The sequence below is a fragment of the Polyangium sorediatum genome (genome assembly GCF_029946465.1).
Lineage (GTDB): Bacteria > Myxococcota_A > Polyangia > Polyangiales > Polyangiaceae > Polyangium > Polyangium fumosum.
The window spans coordinates 13,761-33,725 of record NZ_JARZHI010000096.1 but is presented as its reverse complement, the minus strand read 5'-3'; the positions used below and the strand labels follow the sequence as shown (position 1 = coordinate 33,725).

Here is a 19,965-nt window from a genome sequence, read left to right as displayed (position 1 = left end):
CTGCGCCTCCGCTACCGCCCGCGCCGCCGCTACCGCCTGCGCCGCCGCTACCGCCCGCGCCGCCGCTACCGCCCGCGCCGCCGCTACCGCCCGCGCCGCCGCTGCCGCCGGCCCCCGTGCATTCGCCGTCGAGGCAAACCCCGTTGGCACACGCCGTCCCGTCGGCAGCCGTCATATCGAGCGGGCACGTGGTACCCACGCCGGTGCATTTCTCCGCCGCGTCACACGCGCCCGCCGCCGGCCTGCACGTGACCGTCGTGTCCGCGATCAAATCCGCCGTGCAGCCCTTGCCGACCCCGTCGCATTTCTCCGGAATGTCACACGGCCCGGCCGCCGTGCGGCAGATCGTCATGACGTTCGCCACACCGTCGAACGGGCAGTTGACGCCCGCGCCGTCACACATCTCCGCGACGTCACAAGGTCCGGCCGCGGGACGACACATCACGCGTGTGCCCGCGCGGAGGTCGGTCGGGCACGCGGCGTCCGCGCCCGTGCACGATTCGGCGAGATCACACGCGCCCGCCGCGGCGCGGCAGGTGGTGCCGGCCGCGACGAGCGTGTCGCCGGGGCAGGCCGGCGTATTGCCGAGGCAAACCTCGGCGACGTCGCAGGCGCCGGCCGCGGCGCGGCAGGTGGTGCCGGCCGCGACGAGCGTGTCGCCGGGGCAGATCGACGTGTTGCCGGAGCAAACCTCGGCGACGTCGCAGGCGCCCGCGGCCGCGCGGCAGGTCGTGCCGGCCGGGGAAAAGGCATTCGCAGGGCAGGTGACGCTGCTCCCGTTGCAGCTCTCGGCGACGTCGCAGGCGCCCGCCGAGGCGCGGCAGGTCGTGCCGGCTTCCTTGAGCGCGTCCGCCGGGCACGCCGCGCCATCCCCCGGACAAAGCTCGCCGAGGTCGCAGATGCCCGCGGCCGCGCGGCAGGTGGTGCCGGCTGCCTTGAAGGTATCGGCCGGGCAAGCCACACCGCTCCCCGTGCAGACCTCGGCTTCGTCGCAAGCGCCCTCGGGCGGCCGACACGACGTCCCCGCCGGCGCGATCACATCCGTGGGGCAAGCGGCGCCGCTTCCGCTGCACATCTCCGGCACGTCGCACGCGCCCGCGGCCGCGCGGCAGGTCGTGCCGGCGGTCGCGTATTTGTTCGACGGGCAGCTCGTCGCGGAGCCATTGCACGTCTCGGCGACGTCACAGCCGCCGTTCGCCGCGCGGCACACGGTGCCGCTCACCGCAGGGCCACACGTGCCGTTCAGCGCCGCGCCCTTGGCCATGCTGCACGCCTGGCAATCCGTCGAGATGCCGCCTCCGCAGGCGGCGTTGCAACACACGCCGTCGACGCAAAAGCCGCTCACGCACTCCTGCGCGACCGAGCAGGCCGCGCCGTTCGGGAGCTGATCGAAGATCTCGAACGCGTACGCCGTGCCGGCGTCCGGCTTCCCGTCGTAGGACGTGCCGAGCGCTCCGACGAGGACGTCGTTGCCGTGGATCGCGACGCTGTTGCCGAAGAAATCACCATACCCCGTATCGCTCCACTTGATCAGCGCGAGCTGCGACCAGGCATTGCCGCTCCGTACGAACACGTACGCGGCGCCGGTCGCGAGGTTGCCCAAGGGATCGGCGCGATCCGCGCCGACGACGGCCCTGTCGCCGTGGATCGCGACGGCGTTGCCGAAGGTCATGTCCTCCACGGCGTTGCTCGCGAGCAGCTTGGCTTGTTGGGTCCACGTATTCATGGTCCGCGTGAACACGTAGGCGGATCCGACGTCGAGCCCGAATGCCGCGTTGTCATAAGGGCAGCCGATGAGCGCCGAGTCGCCGCTCAAGGCGACCGCGTTGCCGAACCGGTCGTCCGTCGCGCCGTCCGCGGGGCCGATCGAGGCTTGTTGCGTCCAGACAGACCCGCTCCGGACGAAGGCGAAGACCCGGCCCGCCGCAGTGCCGTGTGGCGAGCCGACGAGGACCGTGTTGGCATCGACCGCGACCGACCTGCCGAACGTGGCCCCCGCGGCCCCGCTGTTCGGCAGGAGCTGGGCCTGCTGCGTCCAGGTCGCGCCACTTCGCACGAAGACATAGGCCGAGCCCGCATCCACGCCGGAGGCCGTGTCGTCGAGATCGGCGCCGACGACGGCCGTGTCGCCGTCGAGCGCGACCGACAGGCCGAACTCGTCGGCCATCGCCGCGTCGGACGCGAGGAGCTGCGCTTGGAGCGACCACGACGCGCCATTGCGCACGAAGACGTAGGCCGCGCCCGCGTCCACGCCGGCTGCGGTGTCGTCGCCCGGGGCCCCGACGAGCGCCGTGTCGCCGTCGAGCGCGACGGACACGCCGACGAAGTCGTTTTGCCCCGCGCCCGGCACGATGAGCTTGGCTTGCTCGGTCCACGTGAGGCCATTGCGGACGAACACGTACGCCGATCCGGCGTCCGAGCCGCCCGCGTAGCTGTCCCCATAGGCGCCGATGAGGGCGGTGTCGCCGTCGATCGCCACGCCGCTGCCGAAATAATCCGTTGTCTGCGCGTCGGAGGCGGTGAACCGGAAGCGCGGAATGACCACGAGCGGATCGACGTGGAGCGGGTAGACGGCGCCCGCGTCGTCGACGTGGATCGTGATGCGCCCGCCCTGCACGCCGAGCGACGACGGCACGGGTTTGCCCGTCGCGTCGGCGACGAACAGCTCGCCATACCGGAGCCGGGTGTTGCCCTGCGCATCGACGAGATCGATCACGTCCCCCTTCGGCGCGAGCGCGGGCACGAGGCCGTCCGACACGGCCATTTCGAGGTCGAACCCGCTTGGGCAGCCAGGGTCTTTCGTGACGTCGAAGCCCTGCTCGATGCCGAGCGGGCCGTTCATGTACCACTCCGTCACGTCGCCGCGCCGGTACTCCGTGCGGTTGCCCGAGGCCACGGGCTCGGCGGGGTCCGGCGCGCGGAGGTCGCCTTTGCAGCCGATGCCCGCGAACGCCATGGAGACCTGGAACGCCTCGCCCGCGCCCGCGGCGCTCTCGATCCGGACGGCCGAGGCATCCATGGCCGCGACGAACCCTTGCGCGGGGTTCTCGGCGCGGAGCGGTCGCCCCGGCTCCACCCGGGCGAAACGATACGCCTCCCCCGCCTCGGCCTGCTTCGCCGCGATCGCCGCGGCACGGAGCGCGCTCGGCATCTCGATCGTCGCCGGGCTCGGGCGCGTCTCCACGTCGCGGGGGCGCGGTTCGGGGGCGCCACTTCGCTCCCCACACGCCGTCGCGCCGAGGAGGTACAAGATTCCGAGCGAGGAGAGGGAGGTCGCGCGCATGCGCGAGCCGTACTCAAATCACGACGCGGCGTCGAGGGGGCGCTCGTCACATTTGAGCGAACGTGATTCGCATCTTTGCGAGCGGCCGGCGATCCGGGCTCAAGGCATACCGACGAACGCTTCGGGGTCGAGCTCGTAGCATTGGCAGAGCCGCTGCATCGAATGGAGGAGGCCTCGGATCTCCCCTTCGGCGTAGACCTGGGTTCGCACGAAATACGCGTCGAAGTAGCTCGTCTCCAGGAAGTACGGGAGCGGATCGCCGCTCGACGCGAGCCCGAGGTACTGGAGCTCCAGGGCGTGCCGCGCGAGCTGCGCGAGGGGCCCGAGGTCCTCGTTCAGGTGGTGGCGCACGTTCGTCCGGATGTACGATTGGAGCTCCTCGCTCCGCAGGTAGCCCCGGAAAAACACGTTCGACGCGTAATCGGCGATCCGCGTGAGCGTGCCCCGGGCGAGCGCGGGCCCGGGGGAGGCGGGATCGGCGCGGAGCTCTTCGAGCTCATGCGACACGTCCTCGGCGAGGCGCGCGGGCATGTGGGCGACGAGCGTCTCCCAGTCTGCTTCGACGAACCCGAGGGCCGCCTCGTATTCGCGTTTTCGCGCCTCGGGCACGCGGACGAGCCCCGCTTCGTGCACGAGGTGGCCCCATTCGTGGACGACCCGCGCGGCGAGGAGCTGCCGGTGGTAGGGCGGCGCCTCCTCGCGCAGCGGATCAAAGCCGGGCTGGCGTAGCTCGTAGACGATGCGGCGCAGATCCGCCCGGATGTACACGCCGCCTTCGAGATCCACCTCCGTGCTCGTCCGTCGCAGGACGTCGGGATCCCGCAGGGAAGCGAGCACGGCGCGGCTCTTGTCGCTGACGACGCGGAGGTCCTCCCGCAGGCTCTCGGCGACCCGCGTCGAGACGAGGGGCGCGAGCGCCGCGCGGGCGTCGTCGAGCTTGTCCGCGTCTTCCGGCCGATACACGACCTTGCCCGAAGGATCGACGAGCACGACGTCCGGCCGCTCCTCCGCGAGGAAACGACACACGATGTCGACGGGCGTGGGGCCTTCGGCGCTCTCCGCGGCTTGTGCGGCGAGGAACGACGCCTGCATCTCGCGCGCGGCCGCGTCGAACGCGCCGAAGAGGGCGAGCAGATCGGGGCGTACTTCCTTGGGGATCAAAAGATCCGCGCCGTCGACGTGACCGAGCCCCTCGCTGCGTCCGGGCGGCGGCTCCCGGAGCGGCAGGTGATAGAGGGTCCGGATCCAGGGCAATGCGCGGGCGAGCGCCACGAAGGCCGGGGCATCGGGCCGCGTGGCGCGGGAGGCGGCGCGGGAGAAATCGTGCAGCTCGTTCTCGGTGCGATCGAGGAAATAACTCAGGTTGAAGCAGACCGCCGCGCGCAGCGCCTTCAGGAACGCGAGGCGCTCGACGTGGAAGAGCTGATAACAGACGTACTCCTCGTGCGAGCGCGTGGGATCGAGATCCGAGGCGTAAAGAAACCACGTCGTGCCGAGGAAGGGCTCGGCGTAGGGGCGCACGCGCGCCGGATCGGTGGCGAGCAGGAGGTTTGCCTTGCGCGGCGGCAGCCACGAGCCGGGCGCGCGCGCGTGGAGCGAGGCCGCGCGCGCGCGATAGAGCCGATATCCCCGGTTGAAGAGGGCGATGTGCTCCTCGGAAACACCGAGGCGGCCTTGGAGCAGCGCCCGCTCCTCCCCCGCGAGGGCCGCGATCCCCTCCTCGTCGAGGTGCTCGGCCGGGATCAACAAGGCGCCCGGGTGGGCCATGTAAAATCGTTCGCCGCTCACGGACGCCCCTTTCTCACCGCTTCTTCGCCAGCACCGCCGCGAGCCCCGTGCATTTTTTCCCGCGCTCGATCCCGAACGACGCGGCGAAGTCGCAGAGCTTCTGGCCGAGCTCCATGTCCTCGGGTTTGCCGGTCACGATCGCCTTCGCCGCCGCCGGCTCGGCGCGCCGCGTGAGCTCGTCCCGGTACGGCTTCGTCGCGTGATCCTTGCCGCGCAGCGCGTCGCGCAGGTCGTCGGAGACGCGCGTCGCCTCGGCCCACACCTTCGACGACGCCGCCGCCGCCGTCGCGTACGCCCCGAAGAACCGATCCTTCGACGGGCTGTCCTGGCAAGGCATGTCCTTCGGCGTCACGAGCAGATCGTCGACGCCGAGCGCGCGCTTTTGCGCGCGTTCGAGGCGCGGAGCCGCCTGCTTGGCGATCGCGAGGTCGTCCGGCGAGAGCTTGCCCGCGTCGAAGTTCTTCGCGAGCGTCTCGCAGGCCGCCACGTACTTGGCGCGCGCCCGCCCGGACACACAAGCTTCGAGGCGCGACTTCTCGGCCGTCACCTGCTCCGGCGTCGCGAGCGTGATGTCGCCCGGCGCGAGCCGCTCGGTCGCGCAGGGATCCTCGGCGCGGAGCGCGACGTCGACGCGGGCCCGCGCGTCGTCGATGAGCTTTTTCTTGTAGACCGATCGCCCGCCGACCGAGAACACGCCCAGCACGACGACCACGAGCGCCACGCGCACGAGGATCTTCCGGCGCGCATATCGCGCGTGCAGCGGGCTCGATTCGAGCCGATCGCCGCACTGCGAGACGAGCGTCTCCCACCCCGAGACCTCCGTCGCGAGCCCTTCGAGCGGGCTGCAGATGCGCGTATCGGCCGCGAACCGCTTCGCGACCTTGAAGAGCGCCGAGGCGCCCGTGTGCTTTCGCGTGTCGGGGGCCGAGCCCCGCACAGGGCCGGAGAGCGGGCTGCCCGTCGCGGCCGCGTGCTGCTGCACGACGCGCAGCGCGGCGATCTGCGCGGCCTCCAGCCGATCGAGCGCGGGCAAGAGCGCGTCCCACGGCAGCAGCGCTTCCACGTCGACCGTCCGGAACTTGAAGACCGCCGCGGCCTTCTGGATGCCCTGCCGCAGGCCGGCGAGCAGATCGTCCTTCGAGAGCGCGGCGATTCCGTCGCCGATCGCTCCCTCGCCGAAGCGCGCGTTCGCGGCCTGGATCGGCGCGAGCGCGGCCTTGACGAGGGCATCTCCGAAGTCCTTGCGTTCCGGCATCGTGCGAATCCTACCCCTCGAACATGTAGATTTCCTAGTATGATGCCGAAGGGCCGCGGCGCTGGGCGCGGCGCAGAGAGGAGCAGCGATGGCTTTGGATGCGCTCGTGGTGGGGGCGGGCCCGGTGGGGCTCGTGATGGCTTCGGAGCTCGTGCGGCACGGCCTCTCGTGCCGGATCATCGACCAGGGCGAAGGCCCTTCGATCTGGTCGAAAGCGCAGATCCTCCACGCCCGCACCCTCGAATGTTTCCACGACATGGGCGTGATCGACCCCATCCTCGCGCGCGGCCGGCAGGTCGCGGGGGCGCGCATCCTTTCGCCTACGCTCGAGCGTATCGCGCGGGTCGAGATTGGCGGAATCGACTCGCCTTACCCCTTTTTGCTGAGCCTCTCGCAGCGCGAGACCGAGATCGTCCTCGCCGAGCACCTCGAACGCGCGCACGGCGTGAAGGTCGAGCGCAAGGTCAAGCTTGAAAGCTTTTCGCAGGACGAGGGCGGCGTGACGGTCGCGCTCGCCGCCGAGGACGGCTGGGTCGAGGAGCTGCGCGTGCCGTATCTGCTCGGCTGCGACGGCTCGCACAGCACGGTTCGCAAGGCGCTCGAGCTGCCGTTCGAGGGCTCGACGTACGACGTGCGCCTCCTGCAGGCCGACGTCCGCGTCGATCTCCCGGTCGCCGTGCACGACGACGAGATCGCGATCTTCCTCGGCCCGAACGGCATGCTCGGGTTTTTCCCGCTGCCGGGCGAGGGGCGGTATCGCATGCTCACGTTCGTCGATTCCGACGACAAGCGCCCCGTCGAGCTGGAGACGTTCCAGGCGCTCTTGAAGGAGCGCGGCCCGGCCGGCGCGTCCCTCGGCGAGCCGGCGTGGATGATCGATTTCCACATTCATTGCCGCCTCGCCCCGCATTACCGCGTCGGTCGTGTGTTTTTGGCCGGCGACGCGGCGCATATTCACAGCCCGGCGGGCGGGCAGGGGATGAACATGGGGATCCAGGATGCGTACAACCTCGCCTGGAAGCTCGCGCTCGTCGCGCGCGGCGTGGCCAAGGATGTGCTCCTCGACTCGTACGAGGCCGAGCGGCGGCCCGTGGCCGAGGAGACGTTGCGCTTCACGGACGTGAGCACGCGCGGGCTGCAGACGGCGCTTACCATGAAGAGCCCGCTCACGATCGGGATTCGCAACCACCTCATGAGCTTCGTCACGAGCCTCGGCTTCGTGAAGGAGCGCGCGGGGCGGACGGTGTCGCAGATCGAGGTCGCGTATCCAAAAAGCCCGGCCGTGGCGCAGGATCAATCGTCCTTGTGGAGCATCCGCCTCACCGGCGCGGACGAACGCCCGGGGTTGTCGGACTGGATTCATTTTGGTGACGGTCCCGCGCCCGGGGCGCGCGTGCCGGACATGCCGGTCGGCAGCGATACGTTGCACAACCTGATCTGCGGCGCGCACCACACGCTGCTTTGCTTCGACGGCGCGGCCGCGACGAACGAGGGCTACGAGCGGCTCGGGCGTATCGTGGACGCGGCGCGGGCGCGGCTCGGTGATCGCGTGCGGGCTTATGTGATCGTCCCCGGATCCGAGGTTCCCACGGCCTTGCCCGCGGACGTACCCGTCTTGCTCGATCCGGATGGCGAATTGCATCGGCGGTTCGGGGCGCGGTCCGAGTGCATTTACGTGGTGCGACCCGATGGATACGTCGGGTATCGCAGCCAGCCGGCGGACGAGCAAAAGCTCGGGGTGTGGCTCGATCGTCTCTTCGTTTGATCGTCAGTACCGGACGCCGTTGTAGAAGATGAACTCGCCGCTGGGTACGCCTTCGGCCAATGTCTCGACGACCCCGGGCTCATAATCTGCGTCCGTCCAGGTGGGGAAGCAGCGCCCGTCTTTCGCGAAGAAGTCTTTCCCGCATCCGTTGGTGGATCGGGGCAGCGCGTCGGGGCTGACCCAGTGCGTCGAGCCGTTCGTCGGGTCGTTTTTCGTCGGGTCCTTGTCGCGCAGCCTGCGGCAGGCGGCCTCGATCGACTCCGTCATGTTCTTCGCGAAGAGCCCCGCGGTGCTGTCGTTCACGCCCTGGGCGCGCGTGCCGATCGACTTGTAATGCGAGATCTCGGAGGCTGAAACCGGCGCGCGCGGATTGCCCTTCGTGCGGTTCATGTACGCGTAGGCCACGGCCGTCTTCGCGTTCATGCTGTGCGAGCCCGCCTCGTTGTACACGACGTTCGCGAGGTGCATGAGCCCGTCGCCGTGGCAGGCGCACTCGTTGATCTTGTCGTTCAGCTCTTGCTTGCGTTGCTTGAGCGCGTCGCCGTGCGCCTTGGTGTCCGTGATGTTGGCGTCGTGCGGCCAATTCTTCTTGGCATAGTTGGCGACCTTCGCATCGTAGTTCCTCTGGTTGTTCGCGATGGCCGCGTCGAGCTTCTGGTTGACCGCGTCGATGTCGGCCTTCATCTGCGGGCTCATCGTCACGTTCGGATCACAGGTGCACGGCTTGACCGCGCTGCCCTCGTCCGGCGACGAGACCTGCTTCGAGTTCGCATCGCCGCCCGACGTGACGTTCTCCGGTGTGCCTCCGCCCAGGAATCCCATCGCGATCACTCCTTGCGCATGAAGCGGAGGACCCGCTCACAATAAAGGCCTGCCTCGTTCACGATCGCCTGCACGTCGCCCGCGCGGAGCCTCGTGCCCGCCCAGGCGAAGAGCGGATCGTTGGCGAATCCGTGCCCGAGCAGGCTCGCGAGGAGCGCGTAGACGACGGCCCCGCCGCCGCTCGTCCCGTGGGCCTCCGCGAGGCGCGCCCACTGGTCCGCTGCCCTGGCCTCGCCCTCGGGTCCGAGGACCATGAACCGCTCGGGGAAAAGCGCGCGTGTCTCCTGCAAGATCACCGCGCGGAGCGCCTCGGGCGCGACGTCCAGGGAGAGCGCGCGTGTGGCCCTCGGCTCGAACCTTCGCATCGCGGCGAGGATGCGCTCCTGGTCGAGGCCGGGCACGGCGCGGAGGTACTCCATCATCGCCTCGTGCAAGCGCTCGGCCTTCATGGCCTGCGTCGGGTGCGTCTCCGCGAGCACGGCCCCGGCCCAGGGGAGGAGCGGGTCGTCGTCGAAGGCGCAGCCGAAAAGGATCATCATCTCCACGAAGAGCCGCACCGGCCCCAGGCGGGTGAGGCCGTGACGCGCCGCGCGCTCCGCGCCGAGCCGCGCCACCGCGGCGATCGCGCGCTCCGGCACGATGGCGAAGCAGCCGGGCGAGCGCGCGCCGAGCCTGCGGATCACGTCCCGCTGGAGCTCCGCGACGCCGACGTCGCGCTCCAGAACCTCGAATTGGTCTTGTCGGATCCAGAAAGCCATCGTTTGCGCGCGTGTCGACGTTACAGCGATGTCGGTGCGTTGCCAAGGCAGCTCGGGTAGACTCGGCGCCCGAGGACCGATGAACGACGCTCCCGACGCGACCTCGCCCCCGGCCCCTGGCGCGCTGGCTCTCGAAGACGCGCGTCTGTTGCTGGAACAACACGCGCGCACGACGACGTGGGGGAGGCGGGGGCTCGCGGCGCGGCTCGACGTGACGTCATTCGAGCGCAGCGGCGCATTCGACGTGGTGTTTCAATCGTACACGGAGACACGCGTCCCGGAGGAGACCTACGAGGCGTACGTCGGCGCGCCCGTCGACGGCCCGGCGAACGGGCGCGCGCCGGGGGCGTGGGAAATCGTCCTGCAAATGCCGCCGCTCTTCACGTTCGACGAGCGCATCGCCGTGCGCGTGCCCCACACCGACGAGGTGCGCACCTGCTTCGGCTGCCGGGGCGACGGCCGGGTCACGTGCTCGTCTTGCACCGGCAGCGGGCGCGTCACGTGCTCGTCCTGCGGCGGCGGCGGCCAGACCACGGAGACACGCACCATCACGGAGACGGATGCGCAGGGGAATCCCTCGACGCGGACGGAGACGTACTCGTCGACCTGCTTGGGGTGCGGGGGCAGCGGGCGTGTGACGTGCGGGACTTGCAGCGGCAGGGGTCAGGTCACGTGTAGCTCCTGCGGGGGGGTCGGGCGGCTCTGCCATTTCCGGCGCGTGCACGTGCGCTGGGCGACGCGTAAGAATTCGCGGCAAATCGAGAAGACGGATCTGCCGGACGAGCTCGTGGGGCTCGCGGGCGGGGAGGTGATCCATAACGAGGAAGAGGCCCGCATCGAGCCGGGGCGCGGCGGGGAAGGAGGGGGCGGGCCTTATCGCGGGGCCTTCACGCGGGTGAACGCGGACGTGGAGGCGGCGGCGGATGCGCTGATTGCTTCGCACGTGTTTCCCGAAAACGAAAAACTCCACGGCCAGCGGCTCGTCGTGCGCGCGGTGCCCGTGTACGAGGCGCGGTATCGGTGGGGCAAGGAGACGCGGACGTTCTGGGTCTTCGGGACGGACCGGCGGGTGCATGCGCCGGGGTATCCGCTTTCGCGGTGGCGCGTGGGCGGCGTGGTGCTCGGGGTCGTCGCCGTGCCGGGGGTGCTTGTCGGGGCGAATATGGCCGGAGAGGCGGCGAGCCCTCCTCAGGCGTCGGTGGAGGCATGGGTCCCGCCTGCGAACCCGCTCCCCATGCCCATGCCCGCGCCGCTCGAAAAGGCGCCCGGGCCGAAGCCAATCGTCGACGTCGGAGAGGTGCCCTTCGAGGTCCGGACGGATCCGCCGGGGATGGAGGTCTTCGTCGAGGGCGCGAGGCGCGGCGTTTCGCCTTTGTGGATCAGGATTCCCGCGGGCGAGCTCGGTCCGTGTGGACCCGGGCAGCGGTGCGAGGTGGGGCGGTGCGCGCTCCGGCCGCGGGTCCCGTCCGGGCGTCGCGAGGCGGTCTGCGAGCCGATCACGAACGTGGAGATTCGCGGCGCGGACGGAGGCGTGTCTATCGTCCAGCCGCTCGTCCCTTCGAACGGCGAGCTCGTCGAGGTGCGAAATGGCACCCTCACGATCACGCCCATCGAGCGGATTCGTTGATTCGGCCTCGCGGCGAGGTGCATCCCCGGCCGCGCGACGCTACAGAGAGACGCGAGCACCGGCCATGGTCACGCGGGGCGACCAGGCGCCGGGATCACGGCACGTGGAGCGGGGGCCATGGAGCTTTGGTTTTGGCTTTCGTTTGTGTTCGTAGCGTATACCTACGTCGGATACCCGGTCGGGATATGGATCCTCTCCCGATTTCGGCGCGAGGAGCCCGTCGATCCGGCCGTCGTGGCCGAATGGCCGGCCGTGACCGTGGTGATCACGGTCCATAACGAGGCGGCGCGGGTCGCGGCCAAGATCGAGAACCTGCGCGCGCTCGACTATCCGCCCGAGCGCCTGCGCTTTCTTTTCGTCTCGGATGGTTCGACGGACGCGACGGACGCCGTCCTCTTGCGCGCGCCCGACGTGACGCTCCTCCGGTATCCGGAGCGGCGGGGCAAGGCGTACGCGCTGAATGTGGCGATGGCCCACGTGGAAACGCCGGTCGTCGTGTTCGCGGACGTTCGCCAGCAGATCGAGCGGCGCGCCGTGCGCCACCTCGTGGCACGCTTGCTGCAAACTGGTATCGGGGCGGTGAGCGGGGAGCTTTTGCACGTCGATCCAAGGACGCGGACCGCGGCGCACATCGGGCTTTACTGGCGATACGAGAAATGGATCCGCAAAGCGGAGAGCCGCTTCGCCTCGACGGTCGGCGTCACGGGCGCGTTGTATGCCATGCGGCGCGAGGACTACACGCCGCTCCAGACGGGCACGCTGCTCGACGATTTCGAGCAACCGATGCACCTCGCGCGCCGCGGTCGCCGCGTCGTGTTCGAGCCGCGGGCGGTGATGTACGACGAGCTGCAGGAGACCATGGCCGGGGAGCGAAGGCGAAAGATCCGGACGCTCACGGGCAATTTCCAGTCGTTCGCGCGGCACCGGTGGCTGTTCTTGCCGTGGCGGAACCCGCTGTGGGTCCAGTTCGTCTCGCACAAATGGTTCCGTCTGCTCGTGCCCTACGCGCTCGGCGTGATGTACGTGTCGTCCTTGCTGGCGAGCGGCCATTTCTATCGGACGGCGGCGACGCTGCAGGGCGCGTTTTATACGCTGTCTTTCGTGGGCGCGGCCCTCCCGAAGCTGCGGCGGATCCGGCTCGTGAGCTTCGCGGAGGTGTTCGTCGAACTGAACCGGGCCTCGGTGCTTGCCCTGCGCAACTACCTCGACGGCCGCGTCGAGGCGCGATGGGAGAAGACATGAGCCGACTCGTCGTCCTGATGTATCACGCGCTCTACGAGGGCGAGCGGGAGTTTTTCGCGATCGACGCAGCGGATCGGCCCTATGCCGTCTCCGTGTCCGCCTTCGAGGCGCAGCTCGACATCCTGGCCCGGCGGGGCCTGCCGGTGGCCGATCCCGCGGTGCTGCCGAGGAAGCTCGATAGGGAAGAGCGTATCGTGTTGACGTTCGACGACGGGCACGCGAGCACCTACCGGCACGTTTTGCCGCGCCTCCTCCGGCGCGACCTCCGCGCGGCGGTGTTCGTGACGTCCGATTTCATCGGCCATCGCCCCGGTTTTTGCGGATGGCGCGAGGTGCGCGAGATGGCCGAGCGAGGCATGTTGATCGGCTCCCACGGGCGGACGCATCGATTCCTCGACGATCTGCCCGAAGAGGCGGCGCGCGCGGAGCTGCGTGATTCCAAGGCGACGATCGAGGATCACGTGGGGGGCGTGGTGGAGCAGGCCTCGTTTCCCGGCGGCCGATTCCGGCCATGCGACGTGGAGGCGGGGATCTTGGAAGGCTACCGCGTGTTCCATACCTCGCGCGCCGGGGCGCACCGGGCGGGGCGTTTGCCCGAGGGCGTGTTGCTTTGCCGGATCGCGGTTCGTCAGGGCACGTCAGCGGGCGAATTCGAGGCGCTCGCGAGCGCGTCGCCGGGGTGGCTCCTCCGGGCCCGCGCGCTCGGCGGGGCGAAGGCGGCGGTGCGGTGGGCCCTGGGGAATGGGAGGTATCACGCGCTCTACGAGCGGCTCGCGGGCGGCGCGGGGTGAGATGCGGGGCGGAGGGGAATTGCGTTCAGCCGCGATTCTGCCAGCGCAGCGGAATCCCAAATCGCGCGGCCAGTGCCTCGACGCGCGCCCGCGCCTCGTCCTCGGGGACATGCATTCGGGACGCGGTTTGTTGCAGCCATGCCTCGTCGAGCGGGGTGCGTGGATCGAGGAAGGGATCCGTGCCGTCGCATTCCTGGGTGAGGAACCGGCGCTCCTGGCGATCGACGCGGCTCGCCAGCGCTCGGAGGGCCTGCCGCCGGATCGAGGCGTCCGGGTCGTCGAGGCGCTGTATCAGCAGAGGTTCGGTCGCCTCGCCCCCGATGCGCGTCAGCACTTCGATGGCGGCGCTGCGGACGTGTGTATCCGGGTTTCGGAGAGGAACCACGAGGGCGCGGAGGACGGCGTCCGCGCCCAGGCCGGCGAGCGGCCTTATCGTCCCATCGCGCGAGATTTCATTCGGGCGCTCGAGGTTTTCGAGGAGCGGGGGAATGGCCTCCTCGGCTTTCAGCCTGGCGAGCGCCATGGTGGCCGCGCGCCGCACCCCCACGTGCACGTCGCGCAAGAGCGCGACGAGCGGCGGAATGGACTCCTGGCTCCGGAGATAGGACAGATCGGTCGCGGCCTCGATACGCGTGTCGGGGTCCGGGGCCCCGAGCTGCTCCAGGGCACGCTGGATCGCCGCTCCGCCCGGCAGCGGCGCCCGGCGTTGATAGGAAACACCGCAGCCGCCGCAGAAGCCCTCGACGACCGATTCGATGCCGGCCTCGTCCTCGCGGTAGACTTTGTGTTTCTTCCGGATCTGCAAGGCGAGGCCACAACTCGCGCAGAGGTCCTCCTCGTACGCCCGTTCCCAGGAGAGGCCCGTATTTCGCAGGACCGCGGCGATGAACGCGTCCGGCGGCCGGTAGCCATGGTCGGTGACGTAGTGATGAATCATCACCGGCGCGGCAAACCTCGACCCGTCGTCCCCGACCACGCGGATCTCCCCGCTCCCGATGATCGGCTTTTTATGACCGAAGGAACAGGTATGGCTCCGGCGCGAGAGCACGATTCTGGCGCGCGTCACGAGGACCGCGAGCCGCACGAGGAATGCGGCGGGCACGGGTCCTTCCGGGAACGCGTGCCCAAGACCGAGCCAGCCGATGTTGAGGACTGGCGCTGCCCGCCCACCCGCGTTGCCCTCCGCGTCCCCCTCGGGATCTACGTACGGGCTCAGATCCTCGAACCAGGCCATGCAAGCTCCAACGCGGTCTCCATCCAGCGGTCTCCGGTGAGCCGGAGGCTACACAACCTGCCCCATTCGCTCAAGGATGAAGCAGGTCTTGCGCGGGGTTCTCCCTGGCACTCGTCTGCCCCATCCGGCAGGATTGCGTAATAGGAGGGATTGCGCGTCAGGGAGCGGCCGACGTTCGAGCCGGGCTCACAGATTCGGGGAAAAGCGCGCGCCTTAGCGCGGCGATGTACCCCGCGCGGAAGTCGCGCGACACCGGCGCGTCGCGGAAGGTCAGGTCGAAGCCGTGGAAGGCGCCGGGGACGATGACCTCCTCGCACGGCACGCCGCACGCGGAAAGGCGCCGCGCATAGGCGATGTCCTCGTCATGGAAGAGGTCGCACGTGCCCACGCCCATCCACGCCGGCGGCAGGTCCGACAGGTCTTCGCGTCGCGCGGCGGCCGCATGCGCCGGGACGACCGGCCTGCCCGGCGCGTGGCCGAGGTACGACGTCCAGCCGACCACGTTGCTTTCCTGGGTCCAGAGGCGGTGGTGTTCGCCGTCGATGTCCGTGCGGGTCGTGGTCCGGTCGTCCAGCATCGGATAGATCAAGAGCTGGAAGACGGGCTTCACCTCTTTGCGGTCGTGCGCGAGCTGGGCGAGCGCGGCCGTCAACCCGCCTCCGGCGCTCGCGCCGCCGATCGCGATGCGGTCGGGCGCGACGCCAAGCGCGGCGGCCTCTGCAAACAGCCAGCGGAGCGCGGCATAACAGTCTTCGAGCGGGGCCGGGAACGGGTGCTCGGGGGCGAGCCGATAGTCGACGGACACGATGACGATGCCGAGATCGCGCGCGTTCGACGCGCAGAGGTGATCGTCTTGCTCCGGCGCGCCGAGGATGTACCCGCCGCCGTGGATCCACAAGAGCGCCGGCGCGGGGCGCGCGAGCGTCGCGGGGCGGTAGATCCGCACTCGCACCTGCGGGGCGCCGGCAGGGCCGGGCACCCGCACGTCGTGCACCACGACGTCGCGCGGGGCACGCGGCGACGGCGCGACGCGCATGAGGAAACGCAGCACGGAGAGCAGCCGCGGGGAGAGGTTCACGCGCGGGAGGAAACGCGCGGCGCGCGCGAGGTCGGGGTGGAATGCTTGGGACATCGGATCGCCTCCTGCGCGGTGAGCGCGTGGTGGGTCGCGCGCTCTTCGTCGCGTCGACGCCTGCGATCTCCGATTACCAGGTCACCGGGAACTCGTGCAAGCCGTACACCAAGGCGTCGCTCTTGAACGGCAGCTTTTCCTCGGGCACGGCGAGCCGCAGCTCGGGGATCCGCCGGAACAACGTGTCGAGGACGATTTGCAGCTCGATCCGGGCCAGGTTCTGGCCGAGGCATTGGTGCGCGCCGAAGCCGAAGGCGACGTGATTCCGGGCGCCACGCTCGAGGTCGAGCTCGTCAGCGTCCCGGAAGACCTCCGGATCGCGGTTGCCGATATTGGCCAGCGCGACGACGCCTTCCCCGGCGCGGATGAGCACCCCTCCGAGCTCCACGTCCTCGGTGGCGACCCGACCGACGCCGAGCTCCGCAATGGTGAAATAACGCAGGAGCTCCTCGACCGCCGCCAGGGTCTTGTCGGGGTTCTGGCGAAGGGCCGCGAGCTTCTCGGGGTTCTTCAGCAGGGCCAACGTGCTCAGCGAGATCATGTTCGCGGTGGTCTCGTGCCCGGCGATCAAGAGGATGAAGGACAGGTTGAGCATCGACTCGTGATCGTACGTGCCCTCTTCGCGCAACTTGAGGACCTGGCGGCCCAGCAAGTCGTCGGTCGGATTCTGCTCCTTGTCGGTCACGAGTTTGTCGAGATAAGACAGGAGCTCGAAGAAGGCGAGCCCCTTCGCTTCGAGCGGCGCTTCCCGACTCACGAGCAATGCGGAGCGAGCCTGGAAGAACCCGTGATCGGCGTAAGGAACGCCGAGCAGCTCGCAGATCACGAGGGATGGCACCGGCAGGGAGAGCGCCTGCACGAGGTCGACCGGGCGAGGCCCGGCCAGCATCACGTCGATGTGCTCGTCCACGATTTGCTGGATGCGCGCGGTGAGCGCGGCGGCCCGCTTGACCGTGAATTCACCGACGACGGCCCGGCGCGCGGCCGCGTGTTCTTGCCCGTCCATCTCGATCAGCAGCGGCTTGCCATTCAGGGCGGGCATCACGAGGGGGGACAAATGGGGGAAGCCGGGGTTTTTCCGGCTGGCGCTGAACCGGGGGTCGGACAGGAGCGTCCGGATGTCCTCATGCCGCGTGATCGCCCAGGCCGTCGCGCCCGTGGGCAGCTTGACCTTGGCGATGGGGGCCTCCTGGCGAAAGCTGCGGTGCTGCGCAGGCGGCGCGTAAGGGCAGGTCCTGACAATGTCGAGCGACGGAATGGCATCGGCGGTCATGGTTCCTCCTCGGTTCGGGGTCCCACGCTAACCGATCGGTAAGTTCGGCGCAAGCCGATCGGTCAGTTGGGAGCTGACCGATCGGAAAGCATGCCGCGCGGCGAGGAGCGGGGTACTGTCTCGGTCCCCGCGAGGAGGGCCATGACTGCCGGCACCGCTGTCCACGACACCCGATCACGACTGCTCGACGCCGCGCTGAAGCTGTTCAGCAAACACGGGCTGGAGGGCACGTCGATGCAGATGATCGCCGACGCGCTCGGCGTCACGAAGGCCGCCCTCTACTACCACTTCAAGTCGAAGGACGAGATCATCGAGGCCGTGGCCTTGCCCGCTCTGCAGGAGATGGAGCAGATCCTCGACGCGGCGCGCACGAAGCGGAGCCGGGGCGCGCAGATCGATCACGCGCTCTCGGGGTTCGTCGACCTCATCGTCCGGGAGCGCACGTTGATCCGCCTGTTCAACAGCGACCCCGGGCTCCGGCGCCTCGTCAACCAGACGTTGCAGGCGCCGAGGGACGAGAACCTCAACACCAAGATGAAGACGGTCTTCGCCGGGGCCGACCCGAGCCTCGCCGACGCAATCACGATGCACGTCATGTCCGCGGGGCTCGCGATGGCCGGCGGCGCTCCCGAGTTCGCAGCCATCGACGACGACACCCTACGCCAGCACCTGCTCGACCTGGGCAAGCGCCTGCTGGGTCGTCCTCGTCGATAGATTCAAGGCGAGCAAGCGGAGCCGCGCTCGAAGACGAATCCGCCGAGGCAAAAGACGGTGACGCCGTCGACGCAGACATGGCCGAAGTCTTCCACGCCCGCGCAGCTCGGGTTTGGCGAGGGTTCGAGGGCACAGATGGGTTTGCTCTGCGTCTCGACGCAGAACTCCGAAGGGCTGCAAGCGCCCTCGTTCTGCGTGAGGCGTGTGACCGCGAATCCGGCCTGGCAGCGCGTCATTGCGCCGTCGACGCAGGCCACGCCGCCGGTTTGCTCGCGGCCTTCGCAGGCGGGCTCCGGGTCGGGCGAGAGGGCGCACAGGGCCAGCGGCTCCTTCGAGACCTCCGACACGCCGACGACGCACGCGACGTCGCATACGCTCTCCTTGAGCAAACGCCCTTTCGCGTCGCAGTCGAGCGCCGAATTTTCGACGCATAACGTGGCGCCGTGCGCGCAGCCTCCCGCGCACGAAGGACAACGGCCGTCCGGCTGCGGCTCGCAGAGGGCCGCTTCGCCGACTTCCACGCACAGGCCGGTGCAGGGCGCGTCCTCCCACACGTAGATGGGCCGTGTCCCTGGCATGATGCTCATGCCCCTCTCGCCGACGCACCTCTGGAATTTCGATCCGTTGCACCTCGCGGCGTGAGGCTCGCATTCGTCTTTGTCGACGCAACCGGCGAACAACACCCAAGCAACCCACCCACCCACGAGCCATGATAGCGTACGCATGGGGGGCCGTTGAGCAATCGGCATGCCAGCGGCGATATTCACGTTCCACGCCGCGCCCGCTCGGGGTGAACGATTAAATATCATTTATGTGCGCTCTCCGCGTCGATCACTAGCATCTTCGGCACGCCCCGGACCCGTCGCCGGGGTCGTCCTTGCCGGAGACGATCGACATGTGGAACCCCGCCCGAGAATGCTCCCTCCCCGTTTTCCCCGCGCGCGGCGCGAGGTCCTTGGCCGCCGCCCTGGCCGCGGTGTTGGTCGCGGCCCCCGTCGTCGCCCGCGCGCAGACCCAGGGCGAGGATGCCGTGACCGAGCCTGCTTCTCTGCCCGCCGCGCCCGCGTTGCTCGTCGCGACGACGCCGCCCGCGGCGGTCGTCGTCCCGCCTGCGGAGCCCGCGCGTCCCGCGGAGAGCGGCACGTGCGGCAAGGCGGGGCTCGAGCGCGTCGCGGACGCTGCGCGTCGCGGGACGGTCCGGATCACCACGCATACAAGCTGGGGCGCAGGCTTCTTGCTGGACGACACGCACGTCGTCACCCATTTCCACGTCGTGGATCGGCCGTTTCGGCTGCGCGTCCATACCCGCGACGGCCTCTCGGTGGGCGCGAAGGTCGTATTCACCGACGCATTCGAACGTATCTCCATCCTCGAGCTCGAAGCGCCCCTCCCTGGAAAGGCGCTCGAGCTCGCGACGTCGGCGCCCGTGATTGGCAGCGAGGTCGTCGCGATCGGCGTTCCTCTCGACTTTGGCACGCGTGAAGATCGCTTCCCGGCCCACCGCCGGGGTGTCGTCGCCGATCGCGACGACGAGCTTCTGTCGATCGACGCGCAGGTCGGGTTGAACTACACCGGCGGCCCGCTCCTCGACTGTCAGGGTCACGTGGCCGGCCTCCTCATCCCTCCTCCCTCGGGACGCGCAGAGTGGGAGTCTCCGATGGGTCACGCGGTGCCGGCCGGAAAAATACGAGAGGCGCGCGCGAGCGTGGGAAAGAAGCCGCCCCCTGTCACGACGAACATCGTCTTCGGGTTCGCGACCGCGTTCGCGGCTCAATTCGAGCGGGGCAAGGGATTCGTCGGCGGAACCATGGGCATGCCGATGCTCTTCGCCGACCAGTGGGAATTTTTGCCGCGCTTCGGCGTCTTCGGCCTGGTCCCTACCTCGGACGACCCCCGCCTGCCCATCGCACGGACGGACATGGCGCGCATCGTGGCGGATATGCGCATCGGATACCGCATTCCCCTGGTTTCGTCGCCCGCGTCGGTCTCGCTCGTCCCTTCGATCGGCGCCGGCTGGAACTGGGAGTACACGGAGGAGAAGACCTACAATCTGGTCCTCGACAATCCGACGTGCATGAGCCAGACGGACCCTTGCTCCTTCCGAATGGGCAAGAATACGAAGGAGTCCTGGGCACATGCGGGCGCCTTGTCCGTGGGCCTGGGCGTGCATGTGCATGCCCTGACGTTCGGATACGAGCTGCGCGTGTTGCCCTCGCCGGACGTGAAGTTCATCCATCAGGTCTCGCTGGGGCTCTCGACCTTTTGAACGATCGGGCCCGCG

Annotated in this window: 14 protein-coding genes and 1 pseudogene; 6 read left to right on the top strand and 9 right to left on the bottom strand. The window is 69.3% G+C overall.

Going from position 1 to position 19,965, the window contains the following annotated elements; translation table 11 throughout:
* From QHF89_RS45625 to QHF89_RS45615, 3 genes and pseudogenes are all read right to left on the bottom strand, one after another.
* A pseudogene (locus QHF89_RS45625) lies at nt 1-3,283 on the bottom strand (hypothetical protein); the annotation flags it as partial.
* 99 nt (nt 3,284-3,382) lie between these two features.
* On the bottom strand, nt 3,383-5,071 hold the full coding sequence (locus QHF89_RS45620) for a hypothetical protein (protein WP_136971660.1): 1,689 nt from the start codon (nt 5,069-5,071) through the stop codon (nt 3,383-3,385).
* A gap of 13 nt (nt 5,072-5,084) precedes the next feature.
* A complete protein-coding gene (locus QHF89_RS45615; protein WP_136971659.1) occupies nt 5,085-6,326 on the bottom strand; it encodes a hypothetical protein in 1,242 nt (413 codons plus the stop codon).
* A gap of 88 nt (nt 6,327-6,414) precedes the next feature.
* Here QHF89_RS45615 and QHF89_RS45610 point away from each other — a divergent pair, with 88 nt between their 5' ends.
* A complete protein-coding gene (locus QHF89_RS45610; RefSeq protein ID WP_136971658.1) occupies nt 6,415-8,091 on the top strand; it encodes an FAD-dependent monooxygenase in 1,677 nt (558 codons plus the stop codon).
* Nucleotides 8,092-8,094: 3 nt separating this feature from the next.
* On the opposite strand, the gene QHF89_RS45605 is transcribed toward QHF89_RS45610, so the two are convergent.
* Nucleotides 8,095-8,913 carry a hypothetical protein gene (locus QHF89_RS45605; RefSeq protein WP_136971657.1) on the bottom strand — a complete coding sequence of 273 codons (819 nt, stop codon included), beginning with the start codon at nt 8,911-8,913 and terminating at the stop codon, nt 8,095-8,097.
* Nucleotides 8,914-8,918: 5 nt separating this feature from the next.
* Nucleotides 8,919-9,671, bottom strand: coding sequence for a hypothetical protein (locus tag QHF89_RS45600; protein ID WP_136971656.1), 753 nt, complete (start codon nt 9,669-9,671; stop codon nt 8,919-8,921).
* A 79-nt stretch (nt 9,672-9,750) separates the two neighbouring features.
* Here QHF89_RS45600 and QHF89_RS45595 point away from each other — a divergent pair, with 79 nt between their 5' ends.
* The 3 genes from QHF89_RS45595 to QHF89_RS45585 all read left to right on the top strand — a co-directional run bounded on the left by QHF89_RS45595 (nt 9,751) and on the right by QHF89_RS45585 (nt 13,331).
* Nucleotides 9,751-11,298, top strand: a complete 1,548-nt coding sequence (locus QHF89_RS45595; protein WP_284721803.1) for a hypothetical protein — start codon at nt 9,751-9,753, stop codon at nt 11,296-11,298.
* A 117-nt stretch (nt 11,299-11,415) separates the two neighbouring features.
* Nucleotides 11,416-12,540, top strand: coding sequence for a glycosyltransferase family 2 protein (locus tag QHF89_RS45590; protein ID WP_136971655.1), 1,125 nt, complete (start codon nt 11,416-11,418; stop codon nt 12,538-12,540).
* The gene (locus tag QHF89_RS45585; protein WP_136971654.1) at nt 12,537-13,331 is read left to right on the top strand and encodes a polysaccharide deacetylase family protein; all 795 of its coding nucleotides are present in this window, start codon (nt 12,537-12,539) and stop codon (nt 13,329-13,331) included. Before QHF89_RS45590 ends, QHF89_RS45585 begins: the two co-directional genes overlap by 4 nt.
* 25 nt (nt 13,332-13,356) lie before the next feature.
* Here the strand turns inward: QHF89_RS45585 and QHF89_RS45580 are convergent, their stop codons facing one another.
* The 3 genes from QHF89_RS45580 to QHF89_RS45570 form a co-directional block, all read right to left on the bottom strand.
* Nucleotides 13,357-14,565, bottom strand: a complete 1,209-nt coding sequence (locus QHF89_RS45580; RefSeq protein ID WP_136971653.1) for a HEAT repeat domain-containing protein — start codon at nt 14,563-14,565, stop codon at nt 13,357-13,359.
* 157 nt (nt 14,566-14,722) lie between these two features.
* Entirely contained in the window at nt 14,723-15,697 is a 975-nt protein-coding gene (locus tag QHF89_RS45575) for an alpha/beta hydrolase (RefSeq protein WP_136971652.1), read from the bottom strand.
* A gap of 73 nt (nt 15,698-15,770) precedes the next feature.
* Entirely contained in the window at nt 15,771-16,970 is a 1,200-nt protein-coding gene (locus QHF89_RS45570; protein ID WP_136971651.1) for a cytochrome P450, read from the bottom strand.
* 141 nt (nt 16,971-17,111) lie between these two features.
* Between QHF89_RS45570 and QHF89_RS45565 the strand changes: the two genes are divergently transcribed.
* The gene (locus QHF89_RS45565; RefSeq protein WP_136971650.1) at nt 17,112-17,684 is read left to right on the top strand and encodes a TetR/AcrR family transcriptional regulator; all 573 of its coding nucleotides are present in this window, start codon (nt 17,112-17,114) and stop codon (nt 17,682-17,684) included.
* A gap of 2 nt (nt 17,685-17,686) precedes the next feature.
* On the opposite strand, the gene QHF89_RS45560 is transcribed toward QHF89_RS45565, so the two are convergent.
* Nucleotides 17,687-18,271, bottom strand: coding sequence for a hypothetical protein (locus QHF89_RS45560; RefSeq protein WP_136971649.1), 585 nt, complete (start codon nt 18,269-18,271; stop codon nt 17,687-17,689).
* Between the two features lie 308 nt (nt 18,272-18,579).
* On the opposite strand from QHF89_RS45560, the gene QHF89_RS45555 reads away from it, so the two are divergent.
* Nucleotides 18,580-19,950: a trypsin-like peptidase domain-containing protein gene (locus QHF89_RS45555; RefSeq protein ID WP_136971648.1), complete on the top strand. Its 1,371-nt coding sequence runs from the start codon at nt 18,580-18,582 to the stop codon at nt 19,948-19,950.
* The last annotated feature ends 15 nt before the right edge of the window (nt 19,951-19,965 follow it).